Source organism: Flavobacterium sp. ov086, assembly GCF_900187965.1.
In the GTDB taxonomy this organism is placed as follows: Bacteria; Bacteroidota; Bacteroidia; order Flavobacteriales; family Flavobacteriaceae; genus Flavobacterium.
This window is the reverse complement of sequence record NZ_FZNL01000029.1, coordinates 1-18,632: the sequence shown is the minus strand read 5'-3', so window position 1 is coordinate 18,632 and position 18,632 is coordinate 1. Positions and strand designations below refer to the sequence as shown.

19 protein-coding genes are annotated in these 18,632 nt (G+C 32.6%); 8 read left to right on the top strand and 11 right to left on the bottom strand.

Translation table 11 applies throughout. The features are described from left to right. The first annotated feature begins 11 nt into the window (after nt 1-11). Nucleotides 12-563 carry a hypothetical protein gene (locus tag CHB81_RS23390; RefSeq protein ID WP_089354248.1) on the top strand — a complete coding sequence of 184 codons (552 nt, stop codon included), beginning with the start codon at nt 12-14 and terminating at the stop codon, nt 561-563. 46 nt (nt 564-609) lie between these two features. On the opposite strand, the gene CHB81_RS23385 is transcribed toward CHB81_RS23390, so the two are convergent. From CHB81_RS23385 to CHB81_RS23350, 8 genes are all read right to left on the bottom strand, one after another. Next, a complete protein-coding gene (locus CHB81_RS23385; protein ID WP_089354282.1) occupies nt 610-1,656 on the bottom strand; it encodes an o-succinylbenzoate synthase in 1,047 nt (348 codons plus the stop codon). 132 nt (nt 1,657-1,788) lie between these two features. Further along, nucleotides 1,789-2,991: a M48 family metallopeptidase gene (locus CHB81_RS23380; protein WP_089354247.1), complete on the bottom strand. Its 1,203-nt coding sequence runs from the start codon at nt 2,989-2,991 to the stop codon at nt 1,789-1,791. A 41-nt stretch (nt 2,992-3,032) separates the two neighbouring features. Next, nucleotides 3,033-3,545 (bottom strand): DUF2199 domain-containing protein, encoded by a 513-nt coding sequence (locus CHB81_RS23375; RefSeq protein ID WP_089354246.1) that lies wholly within the window; start codon nt 3,543-3,545, stop codon nt 3,033-3,035. A gap of 265 nt (nt 3,546-3,810) precedes the next feature. Beyond that, the gene (locus CHB81_RS23370; protein ID WP_089354245.1) at nt 3,811-4,488 is read right to left on the bottom strand and encodes a metal-dependent hydrolase; all 678 of its coding nucleotides are present in this window, start codon (nt 4,486-4,488) and stop codon (nt 3,811-3,813) included. Nucleotides 4,489-4,518: 30 nt separating this feature from the next. Continuing rightward, nucleotides 4,519-5,481 (bottom strand): 1,4-dihydroxy-2-naphthoate octaprenyltransferase, encoded by a 963-nt coding sequence (gene menA / locus CHB81_RS23365; RefSeq protein ID WP_089354244.1) that lies wholly within the window; start codon nt 5,479-5,481, stop codon nt 4,519-4,521. A gap of 98 nt (nt 5,482-5,579) precedes the next feature. Beyond that, complete coding sequence (locus tag CHB81_RS23360; RefSeq protein ID WP_017498510.1) at nt 5,580-6,413, bottom strand: 1,4-dihydroxy-2-naphthoyl-CoA synthase; 834 nt, start codon at nt 6,411-6,413, stop codon at nt 5,580-5,582. Nucleotides 6,414-7,112: 699 nt separating this feature from the next. After that, nucleotides 7,113-7,886 (bottom strand): hypothetical protein, encoded by a 774-nt coding sequence (locus tag CHB81_RS23355; protein ID WP_089354243.1) that lies wholly within the window; start codon nt 7,884-7,886, stop codon nt 7,113-7,115. Nucleotides 7,887-7,960: 74 nt separating this feature from the next. Then, nucleotides 7,961-8,821 (bottom strand): S1 RNA-binding domain-containing protein, encoded by an 861-nt coding sequence (locus CHB81_RS23350; RefSeq protein WP_089354242.1) that lies wholly within the window; start codon nt 8,819-8,821, stop codon nt 7,961-7,963. A 166-nt stretch (nt 8,822-8,987) separates the two neighbouring features. On the opposite strand from CHB81_RS23350, the gene CHB81_RS23345 reads away from it, so the two are divergent. Continuing rightward, nucleotides 8,988-10,337 carry a M20/M25/M40 family metallo-hydrolase gene (locus CHB81_RS23345; RefSeq protein ID WP_089354241.1) on the top strand — a complete coding sequence of 450 codons (1,350 nt, stop codon included), beginning with the start codon at nt 8,988-8,990 and terminating at the stop codon, nt 10,335-10,337. A gap of 58 nt (nt 10,338-10,395) precedes the next feature. Here CHB81_RS23345 and CHB81_RS23340 read toward each other — a convergent pair whose 3' ends face one another. Together CHB81_RS23340 and menD are read right to left on the bottom strand one after the other, a co-directional pair. Continuing rightward, nucleotides 10,396-10,740, bottom strand: coding sequence for a DUF2853 family protein (locus CHB81_RS23340; RefSeq protein WP_089354240.1), 345 nt, complete (start codon nt 10,738-10,740; stop codon nt 10,396-10,398). Nucleotides 10,741-10,838: 98 nt separating this feature from the next. After that, on the bottom strand, nt 10,839-12,500 hold the full coding sequence (menD, locus tag CHB81_RS23335; protein ID WP_089354239.1) for a 2-succinyl-5-enolpyruvyl-6-hydroxy-3-cyclohexene-1-carboxylic-acid synthase: 1,662 nt from the start codon (nt 12,498-12,500) through the stop codon (nt 10,839-10,841). 176 nt (nt 12,501-12,676) lie between these two features. Here menD and CHB81_RS23330 point away from each other — a divergent pair, with 176 nt between their 5' ends. The 3 genes from CHB81_RS23330 to pip all read left to right on the top strand — a co-directional run bounded on the left by CHB81_RS23330 (nt 12,677) and on the right by pip (nt 15,416). Then, on the top strand, nt 12,677-13,855 hold the full coding sequence (locus tag CHB81_RS23330; protein ID WP_089354238.1) for a thioredoxin family protein: 1,179 nt from the start codon (nt 12,677-12,679) through the stop codon (nt 13,853-13,855). An 88-nt stretch (nt 13,856-13,943) separates the two neighbouring features. Further along, the gene (locus CHB81_RS23325) at nt 13,944-14,441 is read left to right on the top strand and encodes a GNAT family N-acetyltransferase (protein ID WP_089354237.1); all 498 of its coding nucleotides are present in this window, start codon (nt 13,944-13,946) and stop codon (nt 14,439-14,441) included. Nucleotides 14,442-14,504: 63 nt separating this feature from the next. Next, entirely contained in the window at nt 14,505-15,416 is a 912-nt protein-coding gene (gene pip / locus CHB81_RS23320) for a prolyl aminopeptidase (RefSeq protein WP_176427575.1), read from the top strand. Between the two features lie 77 nt (nt 15,417-15,493). On the opposite strand, the gene CHB81_RS23315 is transcribed toward pip, so the two are convergent. Continuing rightward, nucleotides 15,494-16,081 (bottom strand): glutathione peroxidase, encoded by a 588-nt coding sequence (locus CHB81_RS23315; RefSeq protein ID WP_089354235.1) that lies wholly within the window; start codon nt 16,079-16,081, stop codon nt 15,494-15,496. Nucleotides 16,082-16,966: 885 nt separating this feature from the next. On the opposite strand from CHB81_RS23315, the gene CHB81_RS23310 reads away from it, so the two are divergent. The 3 genes from CHB81_RS23310 to CHB81_RS23300 form a co-directional block, all read left to right on the top strand. After that, complete coding sequence (locus tag CHB81_RS23310; protein ID WP_089354234.1) at nt 16,967-17,497, top strand: RNA polymerase sigma factor; 531 nt, start codon at nt 16,967-16,969, stop codon at nt 17,495-17,497. Beyond that, nucleotides 17,497-18,285: an anti-sigma factor gene (locus CHB81_RS23305; RefSeq protein WP_089354233.1), complete on the top strand. Its 789-nt coding sequence runs from the start codon at nt 17,497-17,499 to the stop codon at nt 18,283-18,285. The genes CHB81_RS23310 and CHB81_RS23305 overlap by 1 nt, the downstream gene beginning before the upstream one ends. Before the next feature lie 83 nt (nt 18,286-18,368). Next, nucleotides 18,369-18,632: transposase (locus CHB81_RS23300; protein ID WP_141130449.1), on the top strand; the 264-nt coding region annotated here is incomplete at its 3' end.

Here is an 18,632-nt window from a genome sequence, read left to right as displayed (position 1 = left end):
AATATACTATTATGAATATACCTTGTATCTTAATACCTGCATTAGTAGGGTTAATCTGTGGAATTTTAGGTTACTTACTGGGAAGAATGAATTCTAAAGGAGATGATTCTCTTGCCTTGTCACTACAAGCAGATTTGGATGCTTGTAAAGCAAATACACGTAGTTTAAATGCTAAAATTGCTTCACTGGAAGCTGATTTGGCTGCTAAGGCAAAAATAGCACCATCTATACAATCTTTTGCAGCAAATGCTGCTCCTGCAATAGTTTTTGATGGAGCACTTGCAGCAAGCGTTTTTGGTAAAAAAGTTAAAGAAAATGATCTGAAAGTCGTTGAAGGAATTGGACCTAAAATTGAGGAACTATATCATAACGCCGGAATTAAAACATGGTTGGCGCTATCAGAAACTCCAACGCATAAATCACAAGAAATTTTGGATGCGGGTGGTGAAAATTTTGCGATTCATAATCCCGGAACCTGGGCAAAACAGGCTCAGCTTGCTTATCAGGGAAAATGGCAGGAATTAAAAGACTGGCAAGATTCTCTTGATGGCGGAAAAGAATAAACCACGATTATAATAACCTGAAAAACTGGCTTAACGGCCAGTTTTTTTATGCTTTGTCAATAAAGCTGGAATCCCATTTTTTAGATATATTGTACCATAATTGTCCTTGAGAAACTTCAAGCGGACAATCAAAATTATTGGTATAAAGTGCTCCGGTTCCTAAACCTTGTGGCATTTTAGAATTTTGTAAAAATGTCCATTGTGCAATTGCATTTAGTCCGATATTGCTTTCTAATGCTGATGTTATCCACCAACCAATATTGTATTTATCAGCTAAATCAATCCATTCTTTTGTTCCTCTAAATCCTCCAATGAAGCTTGGTTTTAGGATAATGTATTGTGGTTTGATTTGAAGTAATAATTTTTCTTTTTCTTCTAAAGAAAATATTCCAATTAATTCTTCATCCAGCGCAATAGGAAACGGAGTGTTTTTACATAAATCGGACATTGCTTGAATGTTTCCTTTTTTTATAGGCTGTTCGATACTATGCAGTTGGAATTTATTAAGTTGCTCCAGTTTATCTAAAGCTTCATTTAAAGCAAAAGCACCATTAGCATCAACCCGAATCTCTATTTCCTCAGCCGAAAAATGACTTCTGATAAAGTGCAATAATTCTAATTCTTTTTCGAAATCTATAGCTCCAATTTTAAGTTTTACACACCTAAAACCTGTGGCGATTTTTTCTTCGATTTGCTCTTTCATGAAGGAAGCTTCGCCCATCCATACTAAACCGTTTATAACTATCGATCTTGAATTATTTGCAAAATGTGATGGAAATAACAAATATGGAGTTTCACTTTTTAGGGATAAAAAAGCCGTTTCAATCCCGAATTGTATGGACGGAAATTCTGGTAAAGCTTCCCAAAGTGCCGTTTCTCCCAAATGAATATTCTGGCAAGCCCATTGTAGTTTTTTTTCATAATCATCACGGTCATCGGCACTCAAACCACGAAGTATACCGCACTCACCTATTCCTTTTTTACCGTTCTCTTCAAGAATAATAAACCAGGTTTCTTTCTCGGTCATAATGCCACGGGAAGTTCCCGAAGGACGCTTAAACTCGAGCATGTATTTGTGGTAAGTTGCTTTCAAAATAATATATTTTGCCACGAATTTCACTAATTTTTACGAATAAATTTAGATTTATTTGAAATAACACAAACTGGATCAAAATCTTATTTCCGCCAATATGATTAGTGAAATTCGTGGCGTATTTTTTTTTAATTAATTATAAAGATTTAGAATTTTTTCGAAGTCTTTTGATGGTAAACCTGCTTTTTGAAAAACTGTAAAATCTTGTTTTGTTTTTTCTTTCCAACTCAAACTATCTGTAACATTCTGAGTCTGGTATTTTTTATAGATAACTTTTGCTTCGCTATAATCGTCGCTAACCAGATAAACGTGGGCTAAATTTAGTTTTACTAATAACTCCGTATCGTCTAGTTTTTCGCCTTCCTTAAGAAACTTAATCGCTTTTGCGTATTGTTTCGTCAAAATATAGCAATATCCAATCGAGCTGTAATCTACCGCAGTTGCTTTTCCGTCGTTTATTATTGTATTTAATTTCGGAATTGCTTCGTTGTATTTTTGTGCTTTTATTAAAGATGCAATCTGAGCTCGCAAATCATTAAAAACGTTTTTAGAAATATCTGCATCTTTATAACAGGTGTTTCCGAAGTCTTTGTAAACTTTGTTTTTTTCGATTGCCAATAATTTCTGAAATTCTGTGTAGCGGTATTGTTTCATGATTTTATCGAGAATACAAACACAGAAATCATCAGAATTGGCCATTTTTTGAGCCATTGTCGATGTTTTACAAAGACTTATAATTTCGTTTTTGTTATCCTGATTCCAGCCACGATTTAATTTTGTATCAACCCAAGGCACAACTTCCAGTACTATTTTCTGATTCAGAAGCCAGTTTTTACTATGAAAACCAAACCAAATTGTACTTATATGATCTCCTAAACAGGAGGATTTATCAAGTGATAATCGTTTTGCATCTTTACTTAATGGTTCTTCCTGAGCATAACAGGATTTATCTGTTTTTCCGTCATCGACATACTTTTTAGCACTATCATTTGAAGTAAAAAGGGCATAAGAGCAAGTATCGTCTCCAGAAATTTTAGACATTAAAAAAACTGCTCCGGCAGATCCCTGACTGATTCCGGTTGGGTCCGGAATTGATTTTAATACTGAAACTAAACTATTTGCCATTTGTTGGTTTTCGTCCAGAAGTGTTATTCGGTACACAATTTCAGTGGTTCCAACGGGTAAATCTTCTGTTTTAAGGATGATTCGGTCGCGGGCAGAAACTATAATTTCTTTTGTAGTGGCGCGTTCTTTGTCCCAATAACCATCTTTTTGGGCATACGTACTATAAGAAACTCCAATTAAAAGAAATAGGGCAACTTTTTTTAAATTCATTTTATAAAATTTAGTTTAAATGTCTTCTACAAATTTCAAGCCTAATTTTTTAACATTTCCCTAATTCTTTCTTCGGCTTCTACTTTTGTGATTCCTTCGTAATAATCTTTTACAAAGGGATGATCAAAATCCTGATGCGGAAAAATTTCAGGTCTTTCGTTACCGCTTTTGGTAACTACTGTGGTTGGAATACTGTTTGAGAATTGATATTGGGCAATATAATTGGAAAGCCATCCAAAATATTGCGTTTCATGATTTTCGTTATCGAAGTTTTCAAGATAATCTTCAAAGCTTTTTTCGCTTAATGAAACCCAGAAACCGTATTCTAAATCTTCACAATGATCATTCACTTTTTGAATTAAAACGCATCTGATAAAGCGATGTACCACCTGATCTGAATGTTTTATAACACAAAAATCCTGATCGATTACGGCTATTTCTTCTTTTTCCTGATCGGAAAGGTTGTGATAACTACTTGGAGAATTGTATGTTAATGCAGGCCAGCTTACATGTTCCTGACCGCAACACTCACAAATAAATTTAATTTCTTCCATTCTTTTATAAACGTAAAGATGTTTTTAGCCCCGATTACTTCACTTAATATTTATTTTCAAAGGAGTTCAGTGAACTTCGTTTGAGGCGGTATCCTTTTTTTGAGGCATTTTTTTCCTGCCTCAAAAAAAGATATAGCCGAAAGCGGAATTAGCTCCTCCTTCTCCCGAAGCGTCGGGACGCTCAGGATGACAATCGACTTCGCTCAGGATAACAAATTTAACTTTGCTCACGATGGCAATTATTCTTCTTAAAATAGCCATTTTTTTATAATTCGATTGATTCTCCAATTTCAAGAAGCATCAAATCTTTTCCTTTGTCGAAAAATTTACGAATTGATTCTTCGTGATCGATTTCTATATAGCCAAAGGTGTCGAAGTGATATCCTAAGATTTTATCGCATTCTACAAAATCTGAGGCGATAATAGCGTCTTCAACATCCATTGTAAAATTGTTACCGATTGGAAGTATTGCCAAATCCAGTTTTGTACGCAACGGAATTAGCTTCATATCCATTGTCAATGCTGTATCTCCGGCAATATAGATATTTTTGTGCTCGCCTTCGATAACAAAACCTCCCGGATTTCCGCCGTAACTTCCATCAGGGAAAGAACTGGAGTGAATTGCGCTTACATATTTTACTTTTCCAAAGTCAAACTGCCAGCTTCCGCCGTGATTCATTGGGTGCGCCTTAAATTCTCTTTGTGCGTAATAACTTGCGATTTCGGCATTTGAAACAATTGTTGCATTGGTACGTTTTGCAATAGCTTCAACGTCAAGAACATGGTCGCCATGTGCGTGTGTAAGCAAAATATAATCTGCTTTTAATGTATTTATATCAATTGCCGCTGCTTGTGGGTTTCCTGTAATGAAAGGATCTACAATAATGTGTTTTCCTCCAACTTCGATGCCTAATGAAGCGTGTCCGTAAAATGTGATTTTCATTTTTGTAAAATTTTAAAGTTGAACTTTAATTTATCTGCCTCCTAAAAAGAGGTTAACAATAATGTCTGAAATCAATGAAATCATACATACTGTTAGTAATATTGAAAGTAAAAATGTGCTAAGTGCCAGTTTTTTTAATTCAGGATCTAATAGCTTAGGATTTTGGTTTTTATAGACCGTAATTAAATGTTTAGTTAAAGGTATAAAAGCCAATATAAATAAATATTGATCGAAGTTATAATCGCTTAAAAAAGCAAAAAGAAGCACCAAAACCATTGCTGTAATAATCAATGTGAAGTGGTAAATCTTAGCTTTTGCTCCGCCCATTTTAACTACGATTGTGTTTTTTCCTGATTTTCTGTCTGATTCTTCATCGCGCATATTATTCAGGTTTAAAACGCCAACGCTCAATAAACCAATAGAAATTGCCGGTAGAATTAATAATGGATCTACTTCTTTTGAGTACAAAAAGTTAACACCCAATGTGCTTACAAGTCCGAAAAAGATGAAAACAAATACATCACCTAAACCTTTGTATCCGTAAGCTGAGTTACCAACTGTGTAGCGAATAGCGGAAACAATTGCAGCGATTCCTAATAATAAGAAGAAGATTGAATATCCGAAATTACTCTCTCCAAAAGCAAAATAAATTAGAATTATAGCGGATAATAATGTCAATACAGCTGTAATAATAATCGCTTTTTTCATGGCTTGTGGTGTGATAACACCACTCTGGATAGCTCTTTTTGGGCCTATTCTATCAACGTTATCGGTACCTTTTACTCCATCTCCATAATCGTTTGCAAAATTGGATAAAACCTGTAAACCTAGCGTTGTTAATAATGCGAAACCAAAAATTTTCCAACTAAATACTTCTGTTGGTGTATTGATTGTTTCTGTTGGGTTTGATAAGGCGTATATACTTCCTACTATAATTCCGGAAACTGATAAAGGTAATGTGCGCAATCTCGCGGCTTCAATCCAATGTTTCATTATATTTTTTTGTTTAAATGTGCAAAAGTTTCAGGTTTCAGGTTTCAAGTTTTGGTCTCGCAACTCGAAACCTGAAACTTGAAACTATTTTTATTTCTTTATGGAAGCCACTTATTTTCGCCAAAGTTTGGTTTTCTTTTTTCTAAGAAAGCATTTCTTCCTTCTTTAGCTTCTTCGGTCATATATGCTAAACGAGTTGCTTCTCCGGCAAAAACTTGCTGTCCAACCATTCCGTCGTCAGTTAAATTCATGGCGAATTTTAGCATTTTTATAGAAGTTGGTGATTTTTGCAGGATTTCCTGTGCCCACTCATAAGCTGTAGCTTCTAGCTCGTCATGAGGAATTACGGCATTTACCATTCCCATGTCCATAGCTTCCTGAGCTGAATAATTTCTTCCTAAAAAGAAAATTTCGCGTGCTTTTTTCTGTCCTACCATTTTGGCCAAATATGCAGATCCGTAACCACCATCAAAACTAGTTACATCGGCATCTGTTTGTTTAAAGATTGCATGCTCTTTACTTGCCAAAGTCATATCGCAAACGACATGTAAACTATGTCCGCCGCCAACTGCCCAACCTGGAACAACTGCAATGACAACTTTTGGCATAAACCGAATCAGACGCTGTACTTCAAGAATATTCAAACGGTGCTGACCATCTTCGCCAACATAACCCTGATGTCCGCGAGCATTTTGATCTCCTCCACTGCAAAAAGAATATACACCATCTTTTGTCGACGGTCCTTCGGCAGAAAGTAAAACAACCCCAATTGAGGTATCTTCCTGAGCATCATAAAAAGCCTGGTATAATTCTGAAGTTGTTTTAGGACGGAATGCATTTCTAACATTTGGTCTGTTAAAAGCAATTCTCGCAACTCCATTACATTTTTTATAGGTTATATCTTCAAATTCTCTGGCAGTAATCCAATCCATTTCTATTTGTTTTATTTTAAATAATAATAGTGTAAAAATAAAGCATTTTTATATTTTTACCTACTCAATTTGGTTTAAGTCTGTACTAAAATTACTTTGAATGTTAACAATTGGGATTTACTTACAAAAAATAACATTTTTTAACATTAGTTTTAAAAAATAATATCTAATTTTACAGCCTAGAAATCAATGAGATACATTTTATTTCATTGATGTAAGATTGATTTTCTTTCACTGATTTATTAACCTAAAAAATGATTTTTTTGAGAAAATTTAAAAAATTTGTCGCTCATTTTTTTACGGTTTTTATTCATAAACCTGTGATTAATGGGCAAATGATTTATTCATTTGTTGAAACTTCAAAAAGGAAATAGTAACACCTAAGGTTAAACGCTAGAATTGTTTAGTAATTAGTATCAAATTGATTACGAAAAGAGGAAAAAATGCTAACTAAAACTTTCTATAAGTTATTTTATCAAACCAAATGGACTAGCCGTGAACTTAAATTTTTGCTTTTAATATGAATGTATATATTGTTTAAAGACATACCGTTTCAGGAAGTAATTTCTAAAATTTATAAAGCTATTATTTTTTGAATGGATTCGAATTTATTTTATTTCTGTTTTTTTTTAATTACAATTTTTTTTAAAACTAGAATAAAAAGGGAAAGGCTGCTTGTAATGAGCAGCCTTTCCTGTTTTAGTGTTTTATACGTATTAATTTAACCGGAACTTTTTTTGAATAAATAGTTCCGTCAAATACAATATATCCATTTTCTTTTATCTCCCTTTTTCGATCTTGACTTAATCTTCTATTTATAAAACTGGAATCACTTTTTAAAGAAAGTGAACCTAAATTTGGTTTCTTCTTGTCAATATTCGAAAACCATTTTTGATTATTTCTATAAGGTAAATTAATTACTGAAGTAAAATATTTTGTTTCTCCAGGCTGAAGAAAATAACCTTGTAATGATTCATCGATATCATTAACATATTCTAGCTGGTATTTTCTAAAAATTCGGTTCTTTCTTAAAAACTTAGAGACTATAGTATCTAACTCTTCAATTTTCATTAGTTCAAGACCATTGACGCACATATTTTCAGCCCTTGTGGAACTTCCATCTAAAATAGAATCTTTTTTATACATGCTAAAGCCAATCGAATTATAAGTATAATCTTTTCTTCCTAAAGCTTCTCTATAAAGATCTCGCTCGACAGTTCCCAGATTATTCTCGTTGAGCATTATAAAATATTTTTTATCTGAAATATTGGTTATTTTATAATGAAGAATGTTTTTTGAAAGGCTGTCGTATTCTGCATTTGGTTTATAAAAAACTTCCCGAAAATCATTCATATAAACATCTTCAACGCAAACAATCTCATTGGTTAGCAATTCAAGTTTTAAATCTTTTTTATTTTTTTCACACGAAAACAGAATCAAAAACATAAAACCTAAACAGATCGTTTTTCTCATAACTTACAATGAATTGCATTTAGTATTGTGAAAATATAAAAAAACTTGCTAGTTCGTAGCAAGTTTTTTTATTTTTAATTATCCTCTTTTACCAGATAAATTCCATCTTCTTTGATTTCGATGAGTTTGTCTTTATATAAGGCCCCAATGGCTTTTTTAAAGGTCTTTTTACTCATTTTCAATACCGTTTTAATATCTTCAGGATGTGAAGCGTCATTTAGTCGTAAAAATCCACGATTGGCTCTTAATTCGTCTAAAATCTTTTCTGCATTTGGCTCAATACTTTGATATCCTTGTACTTGTAATGCAACATCAATTTTATTATCAGGACGAATGTTTTTGATATAACCGCGCATTCTGTCTCCGGTTCTTATAGCGTCATCATAAACTTCGTCTTTGTACAGTAATCCTTTGTGTTGCTCATTGATGATTACATTGATACCCAATTCTGTAATATGTGAAACGATCAAATCAACTTCTTCTCCTTTTTCAACTGTAAGCTGATCGTTACTTAAAAATTGGTTCAATTTACTTGAAGCAACCAAGCGATTTGTTTTTTCGTCCATATAAAGGTAGACCAAGTAACGCTTTCCTTTTTCCATTGGGCGCGCTTGCTCTTTAAACGGAACAAGAATGTCTTTTTCCATTCCCCAATCCATAAAAGCACCAACCTGATTGATATAATTTACTCTTAAAAGCGAAAATTCATTCAATAAAATATAGGGTTCCAGCGTAGTTGCAACCGGGCGTTGTTCATGGTCCAGATAAACGAAAACAATAAGCTCCTCGCCTATTTCAAATTCATTTGGAACGTATTTATTTGGTAATAAAATGTCGTGAATTCCTTCAGGATCTTTTTCGGGATTTCCTAAAAACAAACCAACTTTGGTATCACGTAGTATAATAAGGGTATTGTATTTTCCTATTTCAATCATATTCTTGAGGTTCTAAGCTATAAAGTAGCTGAGTTTCTAAGGTGCAAATGTACGAAGTTTGAAAATGGTACAACGAAAAAAGTTTTAGATAAAATCAGCTAAAACATCTTTTTAAGGTTTCTGTTTTTTTTAAGTAAATTTGAGAATCTAAATTAATCCCAAATCAATGAAAAAGACCTTTTTTTATTCTGTATTTGCTTTTGTATTTTTTACACAAATTACCTTTTCTCAAGTTGCAGAAGATCCTGAAATAAAAAAAATGATTACCGAAATTAAAGCCGAAAACCTTGAAACTACTGTTCGAAAGCTAGTTTCTTTCGGGACACGACATACTTTAAGTGATACTAAAAGTAAAACCAAAGGAATTGGCGCTGCACAACAATGGGTAAAATCTGAATTTGATAAATATGCTTTGGAATCTGGCGGAAGATTAACCGCTGAAATTGATTATTTTGAAGTTAAGGCAGACGGAAAACGCATCAACAAAGACAGTAAACTTGGGAATGTAATGGCGACTCTTAAAGGAACTGACCCAACTGATAATCGTATTATTATTATAAGCGGACATCTTGATTCAAGGGTTTCTGATGTCATGAATATAAAATCTGATGCTCCTGGCGCCAATGATGACGCCTCTGGAGTTGCGGCTGTATTGGAATTGGCCAGAGTAATGAGTAAAAGATCTTTCTCTGCAACTATTATTTTTGTGGCTGTAGTTGGTGAAGAACAAGGGCTTATTGGTGCTCGTCATCTTGCTGAAAATGCAAAAGAATCGAACTGGAATATCATGGCAATGCTTAATAATGATATGATTGGTAACAGTTTATCGAGCGGAACTAATTTAAGAGACAATACTCAGATTAGGGTTTTTAGTGAAACGATTCCGTTTTTAGAAACCGAAGACGAAGCCAAAATACGTAAAGCAACAAGTCGCGAAAATGATAGTCCGTCGAGATTATTGGCGCGTTACATTAAAACGGTTACGGAGCAATACGTAGATCAATTAAAAGTAAAATTAGTATATAGAAACGATCGTTTTTTACGTGGTGGCGATCATACTCCGTTTAGTCAAAATGGCTTTACAGCAGTTCGTTTTTGCGAAATGAATGAGAATTTCGATCACCAACATCAGGATATAAGGACTGAAAACGGCATTAAATACGGTGATTTAGTTGAATTTATGGATTTTGAGTATTTAAGAAAAAACACTTGTTCTAATTTAGCGACTCTGGCCAATTTAGCATGGTCACCAAAAGCGCCAACAAGTGTAGGAATAGAAGTTAAAAACCTTTCTAATTCATCTGCATTCTTCTGGACAGCTCCGGAAGGAAAAGCACCTTATGGTTATCAGATTTTAATGAGAGAAACGGCTTCTTCGCATTGGGAAAAAACGTTTTTTGTAAAAGATACCAAAGCCGAAATGCCATATTCTAAAGACAACTACTTTTTTGCTATACAAACTGTAGACGAGTTAGGTCACGCAAGTTTACCCGTGTTTCCGGTTCCAATTCGTTAAGAACAGAAAATATAAAAAGCACCAATAACGGTGCTTTTTGTATCTGTATTAATAGAAATTATTTATTGTAAACGCTTTCTTTTTTAAAATGCAAAGTCAGTAAATAATAAACTACTGCTCTATACTTGTGTTTATTAGAATGTCCGTACTGTGCAAGAACATCATTGATTGCAGCTTCTAAATTTGGTCCATCTGGCAATCCCAGTTTTTTAATTAGAAAATTCTTTCTAACAGTATCTATTTCAGTATGTTGAGTTGCTGCAACTGTTGAAGCATCTGCATGATAAATCGAAGGTCCGCAACCTATAGTTACTTTGGTCAATAAATCCATGTCTGGCGTTACTCCGCATTTATCTTTTAAATCTGATGCGTACTTTTTGATTAACTCTTCTCTCGTGCTCATAATATTAATTTAGATTATTTTTCTTACTTTTTAAGTTCTCAAATCTAAAACAAATATTTAGTATTACACAAAAAATTAACACTATTTTATTTACGGAATTAAATCAATTCTTTAAAGAACCTTTTTAGAATAACATCATTTTCAAAAGTTGGAGTAAAAATCTCTAAAATTGCCGGTGCATCATTATTGCTATAAAGTACTTCTAAATTTTCCTTTAGAGAATCTTCATTTGATGCTGTAAAATAATTCATCTTGTACATTTTGGCAAGATGCTCTGCTGTTAAATGATGTGAGGTTTCGAAAAATGTATTAAAAACAGGTTTCTCTTCATGACCCGGCAAAATTCTAAAAATTCCCCCTCCTCCATTATTAATCAAAATAATTTTGAAATTTTGTGGGATGTAAGCATTCCATAAAGCATTACTATCGTACAAGAAACTAATATCGCCGGTAATAAAAACATTTTGTTTTGAGTTTCCAACGGCTGCTCCAATTGCGGTTGATGTACTTCCGTCGATTCCGCTGGTTCCGCGATTGCAAAAAACTTCAATTGAAGGATTAATATCTATTAATTGTGCATATCGAATTGCTGAACTATTACTAATTTGTAACTGACTATTTCCAGGTAATGATTCAATTACTTTCTCAAATACTTTAAAGTCCGAAAAAACAGTTTTTTCAAGATATTCTGCTCTTCTGATTTTTCTTAAATCGTAAATTTTATCAATCTTCGAAAAATAATCACTTTCTGCAAAAGTAGTTTCAGCCAACAATTGATTGAAAAACTCATTTGGCTGCATTACAAAATGTTTTGTCAGAACATTAAAAGTATCATAAGCACGCAAAGTATCAATATGCCAATGTTCTTTTGGTTTGTATTTTCGTAAAAAAGCTTTGATTCGTTTTGATACAATCATTCCGCCAAAAGTGATTAATATTTCTGGCTTAAATGCTTCAAAATCCACCTCTTCAAATGGTGTAATTAAAGTATCAATACTACCCACAAAACTTGGATGATGCAAGTTTGAAGTTGTTTCTGTAAGTACTACAATTGACGGATCGTTTGCGAAATTTGCTATTATTTTCCCGTCTATAGAATTTGCTTCGTTTACACCAATTAAAACTAGTTTTTTCTTGGCTGAATTCCATTTTGAAATAATTTCTTCGCTATTTTCGATAGCTTTAATTCCTGGAATTTCTTCTAAATCTGTAATTGTTGGCTGAACTGAAAGTGTTTCTACGGTTTCGTATAATGGCTCTTCAAAAGGTGCATTAATATGAACGGGACCTTTTTGAAGTATCGCGGTTTCAATGGCTTTGTTGATTTTTAAATCATTCTCTAAAGAAGCTTCTTCGGTTAAATTAGCATTGAAAACGGAATGGTTCTGAAAAACATTTTCCTGACGAATAGTTTGTCCGTCGCCAATATCGATCTTGCTTTGCGGACGATCTGCAGAAACAACAATCAGCGGAATCTGACTGTAAAAAGCTTCGGCTACAGCCGGATAATAATTTAATAATGCAGATCCAGATGTGCACATAATTGCTGTTGGCTGTTTGGTTTGCTGTGCAATTCCTAATGCAAAAAATGCAGCACAACGTTCATCAGCAATGCTGTAACATTTAAAGTTTGAATTCTGGGCAAATCCTATGGTTAATGGTGCGTTTCTAGAACCTGGAGAAATTATGATATTTTTGATTCCTTTGGCAGAAAAAATTTCGATAATGCTTTGTGCAAGCGGTATTTTGGGGTAAATCATTCTTATGGCGTATTACTTTTTTAAAGAAACACTTTAAGTTTAAGCGCTCTTCTTTGATATTACAAAGTTACAAACTTCGTGTTGGATTTAACTTATAAATAGGAAGATATTAAGGCTGCTTTTGGAAAAAGGGAATATATTTGTAGAAGCTAATTTTTGATATAAATAATCTTCATATGCGATTTCTCTCTATACTCCTTCTTTTTTTGTCGTTGCAAGTTGTAAAGTCTCAAAATCAGTTTGTTCCGGATGACACACCTTATAAAACAGCGCTTGAAACTGCAAAACTGCAAAATAAACCGCTTTTTGTAATGCTTTACGCCGATTGGTGTCCGCATTGTAATCAAATGAAAAAAGAAGTGTTTAGTGATCCAAATGTGATGGCTTTCTTAAAGGAAAACTATGTTTGCGCCTGGAAAAACATTGAAAAAGAAGAAGGAATCACGCTAAAAGACAAATATAATACTAAATCCTTGCCTACTTTCTTATTTATTGATCCAAATACAGAAACACTTTTGTATGCTTTAAAGGGCGAAATGAAAACGCCGGAATTTATGACTGAGGTTAAATACTCATTGAATTCGAGAATGCAATTGCCTTATTTAGAGAAGGAATTCCTGAATGATCCCAGCAATTCTACTAAGTTTTTTGCGTATTTAAATACTTTAAAAAAGGGAAAAGACAGAACTGATTTATCAATTCCGACGCATATTTATCTTAATACTCAATCTGATGAACAATTGGTTAGCGAAACCAATTGGCGTATTATTGCAAATGGTGTTACGGACATAAAATCGAGAGAATTTCAATATGTTTTAAAACATCAAAAAGAGTTTGCTGCCGTGGCTTCTCAAAATCGTGTAGATCGAAAAGTAGAAAGTATTGTAACGGAATTACTTCGCCCTTATGTCGATAATTTGGACACTATAAACTATTACAAACAAAGGGAAGTTGCGAAATCTATTAAATTGCAAAAAACGGATTCTCTGGTTTTTAAATTTGATTTAACTTTAGCTGAAAGAACAGAAAAATGGCAGTTTTATAAAAAAGTAACTCTCGATGATACTCAGAAATTGGTCTGGAATGATGCGAGTTTTCTAAAGGATATTGGGCAAACTTATTTGAAACACATTTCTGATACTGAGAGTTTAAAAAAGTCCATTTTCTGGGTAAAACATTCTTTAGAATTAAATGATTCTTATGATGGAAACTTACTTCTGGCAAGACTTTATAACAAAATAAAAGATAAAAAATTAGCCTTGCAATACGCAAAAGACGCCAAGGAAATCTGTACCGAAATGACCTGGAGTACTAAAGAAGTGGATACTTTATTGGCTGAATTAAATACTAAATAATATCAAAAAAAATAGCTACGAATTCACGAATTAAAATAAAAAATATTAGATTACAATTAGTGAATTCGCGGCGAAAAAAACAAAAACCATGAGCCTTACTCTTAGACCAGCAACTACAAACGACTTAGAAAAAATTCTGGAAATTGTAAATCATTCTATTTTGCATACTACTGCAAATTATAGTTATGATGTTCAAACTCTTGATGTCCAGACAAAATGGTTTGAGGATAAAAAAGCTAAAAACTTGCCTATTATTGTAGCCGATTTAGATGGCGAAGTCGTTGGTTTTGGGAGTTATGGGCAATTCAGGGAGAAAATTGGGTATCAATATACCGTTGAACATTCTGTATATGTGGTTGATAATGTAATTGGTAAAGGAATTGGATCTAAACTGCTTATTGAATTAATTCGGTTGGCCAAAGAACAAGGTTTTCACGTTATGATTGGCGCTATTGATGCTGATAATGCGGGAAGTATTGCTTTTCATGAAAAGTTTGGATTTGTTGCAACAGGAACGATTCGAGAAGTTGGTTACAAATTTGATCACTGGCTGGATTTGGTTCTTATGCAATTGATATTAAGGTAATTATCAATGTAGTTTTAACTAAACCGACTATTTCTAATCTACAAAAATCTAATCAAATTCTTATTGAAACATAATTACAACGTAGAAAAAGGGTATTTAAAAGTTAATGAAATCCATGAAATTTATTATGAAGTTTGTGGAGATGGTGAACCTTATTTATTTGTTCACGGTGGTCCTGGTGCAGGATTTTCAGAAAGAGACAAGCGCTTTTTTGATTTTGAAAAACATAAAATTATCTTTTTTGACCAAAGAGGATCTTCAAAAAGTAAACCTTTTGCATCTATAGAACAAAATACAACTCAAGATCTTGTCGATGATATTAATTTGCTTCTCTCCTATTTAAAAATAGACAGTATAAACGTTTTTGGAGGTTCCTGGGGAACAGCTTTAAGTCTTGTATTTGCGATTCAGAATCCTGAAAAAGTAAGAAGTCTTTTATTGAGAGGACTTTTCTTAGCCAATAAACCAACAATTGATCACTTCGTGTGCGGAGGGCTTAAAAAGGAATATCCAAAAGAATGGAGCCGCTTTGAAAACAATGTTCCCTTAAATAGTACTCTTAGTATTTCTGCGTATTATCTTGATCAAATGCTTAACGGAACTCCCGAAAATAAAGAGTTTTATTGCTATGAATGGGCGTATTATGAAATATCGATTTTTAAAAAAGGAATTCAGGAAAATGAAATTGAAATGATATTAAAAGAATTCCCATACCATTCTTTATCAATAATGGAAGCGCATTATTTAAGCAACAATTGTTTTCTTGAAGATAATTATATCCTGAATAATTGTAATGTGTTAGAAAACATTCCGACAATTATAATTCATGGCAAAAAAGATGCTATTTGTCCTGTTGAATATGCGGAAGAATTTCATAGTATTTTAAAAAATTCTACCTTATATATTGAAGATGCCGGACATTCTGATTCTGAACCTGAAATAGAAAAGAGAATTATTACTGTTTTAAACGATTAATAACAATTTAGAATAAAAAAAAATCCACAAACTTGATAAATTCAAATTTGTGGATTTTTTGTTTAGATACTTATAAATTAGCTTTTAATCCAGTTTATAACTTCTGGTTCTGTTACTAAAGTTTTAGGTTTAATGACTTTTACCAATTCTCCTTTTTCGTTGATTAAGTATTTTTGAAAATTCCATTCTACTTCAGAATCCTGTAAACCATTTTTAGATTTTTGAGTAAGGAATTTGTAAACCTCACACATATCATCTCCTTTTACAGAAACTTTGTCCATCATTGGGAAAGTTACACCGTAATTTTGTTGGCAAAACGTCTCAATTTCTTTATTTGTTCCCGGTTCCTGAGAAGCAAAATTATTAGCAGGAAAACCTACGATTACAAAACCTTTATCCTTATACTCTTTGTATACTGCTTCAAGATCCTTGTACTGAGGTGTTAATCCGCATTTTGAAGCGGTATTAACGATCAGGATTTTTTTACCTTTTAAGGATGCAAAATCAAATGGATCTCCTGATAAATCTTGTACTTTAAATTGATAAATCGTTTCTTTTGTCATGACTTTATCTGTTTTAGATACTTTAGTTTTACTTGTTTGTGCCTGAAGTTGAGAACTCAGGAAAAAGACCACACTACAAGCTATAAATATTACTTTTTTCATTGTTTAATTTTTTATAAAATTAGTTAAAATCTATCTTTATAGAAGTTTTTGCCTGCATTATTTTTATTAAAGATTAGTTAAAAAATGAAGCCTAACGTTAATCAGACGTTAGGCTTCCCCCCATACAAACAAATCAAACCATGAATTAATTATTGTGCTTTTATGCAATCTCTTAAATTATAGTTGATGCCTCGGTTATTGTGAGCTTTTTTTAATGAATTCAGTTCCTCTTTAATTACAATTTTTTCTTTTATGGCGTTGATTCTGACTAGTTTTCTTTTATTGGTACAAGAGTGTAATTTTGAGTGTATGCAATTCTTTAATACTAAAAAAAATCGTTTGGAAGTCCGAGGACATCAACTATTTATATTTTTAAACGTTAGTTATATTTATATTTTGATTTGACATAACATCTGTATACATATCACAATAGCCTAAGACTTCTTTTCTAAACCGGTCTTTTGCAAAATTATTAAGTGCAAGAACCGTTGTTAAGCCAACTATTAGTATTTTCAAATTAGTTATGTTGCTCATCACTTAAATTTTATTTATTGAATTTTTGCTTTATTCACTTCTTTAAACAAATGTTAAATTAAGTGGTTTTAGTGTTTATAATAAGCCTCTAATAATCAAATGAAAAGCTTCTTTTTTCGTTTTTTGCTATTTTCCTAAATAATAATTTTCTGTTATAATAGCATCTACGTAATTGGATTGCTTTTGGTTTTAAAAAAATGAAAAAAAATTAAACTTTTTTAAAATTCCCTGTTTTAATGGGGTTATGACTGTTAAAAAAAATCTAATTTTAAAGAAAAAATAAATTATCTTTATCTCAAGTATTGAAATAATGTTTAATAAATTTTGTTTAAGCTTTAAAAAACTAAATCTATGAGTCAAGAAGAATTATTAGTTTTAATTTACAAGAAAGACGAAAGAGCTTTTACCCATTTGTATGATATGTACTCTAAAAGTTTGTTTTCGGTAATTAATGTTCTCATAAAAAATCGAGAAGAAGCAGAAGATGTTTTACAGGAAGTTTTTGTTAAAATCTGGAAAAACATAGATTCTTACAATGAAAGTAAGGGGCGATTTTACACTTGGATCCTTAATATTGCCAGGAATACTTCGATCGATATGCTGAGATCTAAAAATTATAATAACAATCAAAAAAACCTTTCATCAGATAATTTCGTAAATCTGTTAGACGACAGTAACAAACTCGTTAATAAAATTGATACCATTGGTATACAAGAATTTGTAAAAAAATTAAAACCAAAATGTATCGAAATTATTGATTTGTTATTTTTTAAAGGATATACCCAACAAGAAGCTTCAGAAGAATTGGCAATGCCACTGGGAACTATCAAAACGCAAAACAGAAACTGTATTAACGATTTAAGAAATTATTTAAAAATCTAATGGAAGCACAAGAATATATTGAATCAGGAACTCTAGAGCTATATGTTTTTGGTCTGTTGACCGAAGCTGAGAATTTAGAAATAGCCGAAATGGCGAAGAAACATCCGGAAATGGATCAGGAAATTATTGCAATCGAAAAGGCGATTGTGGCTTTATCATCTAGCTTCTCTCCTTTTCACTCGGTAGCAAATTTCGAGAAGATAAAAGAACGTCTGGAATTGAAGCATGGCAAAGTAGTCGACTTGAAACCAACATCGAACTGGACGCAATATGTGGGCTGGGCAGCAGCGGTTTTATTGCTTTTAGGTCTTGGTTATCAGACTTTAGAACTTACAAAAACAAAAAAAGCAATTACTACTGTTGGAACTGAAAAGAGTAAAATCGAAAAAGATTATGCTTTCTTAGATCAACAAAATAAGCAAACTGAGAAGAGTTTAACCATTGTTAGAGATATCAAAAATACTGTTGTAACTCTGGGCGGACAAGCTGTTTCTCCAAACTCTTTTGCAAAAGTGTATTGGAATAAAGATACCAAAACGACTTATATTGATGCTGCGGGTTTACCAAAACCTCCAAAAGGAATGGTGTATCAGGTTTGGGCTTTAAAATTAAGTCCTGTATTAACACCAACAAGCATTGGTTTACTTGACAATTTTGAAGGAAATTCACAGAAAATATTTGCTGTTGATCAAACGCAATCTGCTGAGGCTTTTGGGATTACATTAGAGCCTGCCGGTGGAAGTTTAACACCAACAATGACACAATTATATACTTTAGGAAAAGTCTAAAAGTAAACTTGTTATAAAACTTAAAACGCATATTACATTCTGAACTGCCCCCAAAAAGTTAGACACTATTTGGGGGCATTTTTATGGAAAGAAAAGTAAAATATAATTATGAGTTTAAACTTCGTTGTGTTCAGGAAGTTCTAAAAAATAATTATTCAATTCGCTCAGTTGCAAAAGAGAATAATTTTACTGAGAGTAATCTCAGAAAGTGGATTAACCTTTATAAGCATTATGGTAACGAAGGTCTTTTGCCTAAAATGAATCAATATTACAGCATTGATTTTAAACTTAAAGTATTAAAAAAAATTCAGAAGAAGTCTTTATCTTTGATTGAAGCCTGTTTTGTT

Excerpts from the sequence above, each read along its gene's own strand:
- CHB81_RS23390 (WP_089354248.1), top strand. The coding sequence starts at position 12 with ATGAATATACCTTGTATCTTAATACCTGCATTAGTAGGGTTAATCTGT.
- CHB81_RS23380 (WP_089354247.1), bottom strand. The coding sequence starts at position 2,991 with ATGAATTTAAAAAAAGTTGCCCTATTTCTTTTAATTGGAGTTTCTTAT.
- CHB81_RS23375 (WP_089354246.1), bottom strand. The coding sequence starts at position 3,545 with ATGGAAGAAATTAAATTTATTTGTGAGTGTTGCGGTCAGGAACATGTA.
- CHB81_RS23370 (WP_089354245.1), bottom strand. The coding sequence starts at position 4,488 with ATGAAAATCACATTTTACGGACACGCTTCATTAGGCATCGAAGTTGGA.
- menA (WP_089354244.1), bottom strand. The coding sequence starts at position 5,481 with ATGAAACATTGGATTGAAGCCGCGAGATTGCGCACATTACCTTTATCA.
- CHB81_RS23360 (WP_017498510.1), bottom strand. The coding sequence starts at position 6,413 with ATGGATTGGATTACTGCCAGAGAATTTGAAGATATAACCTATAAAAAA.
- CHB81_RS23355 (WP_089354243.1), bottom strand. The coding sequence starts at position 7,886 with ATGAGAAAAACGATCTGTTTAGGTTTTATGTTTTTGATTCTGTTTTCG.
- CHB81_RS23350 (WP_089354242.1), bottom strand. The coding sequence starts at position 8,821 with ATGATTGAAATAGGAAAATACAATACCCTTATTATACTACGTGATACC.
- CHB81_RS23345 (WP_089354241.1), top strand. The coding sequence starts at position 8,988 with ATGAAAAAGACCTTTTTTTATTCTGTATTTGCTTTTGTATTTTTTACA.
- CHB81_RS23340 (WP_089354240.1), bottom strand. The coding sequence starts at position 10,740 with ATGAGCACGAGAGAAGAGTTAATCAAAAAGTACGCATCAGATTTAAAA.
- menD (WP_089354239.1), bottom strand. The coding sequence starts at position 12,500 with ATGATTTACCCCAAAATACCGCTTGCACAAAGCATTATCGAAATTTTT.
- CHB81_RS23330 (WP_089354238.1), top strand. The coding sequence starts at position 12,677 with ATGCGATTTCTCTCTATACTCCTTCTTTTTTTGTCGTTGCAAGTTGTA.
- CHB81_RS23325 (WP_089354237.1), top strand. The coding sequence starts at position 13,944 with ATGAGCCTTACTCTTAGACCAGCAACTACAAACGACTTAGAAAAAATT.
- CHB81_RS23315 (WP_089354235.1), bottom strand. The coding sequence starts at position 16,081 with ATGAAAAAAGTAATATTTATAGCTTGTAGTGTGGTCTTTTTCCTGAGT.
- CHB81_RS23310 (WP_089354234.1), top strand. The coding sequence starts at position 16,967 with ATGAGTCAAGAAGAATTATTAGTTTTAATTTACAAGAAAGACGAAAGA.
- CHB81_RS23305 (WP_089354233.1), top strand. The coding sequence starts at position 17,497 with ATGGAAGCACAAGAATATATTGAATCAGGAACTCTAGAGCTATATGTT.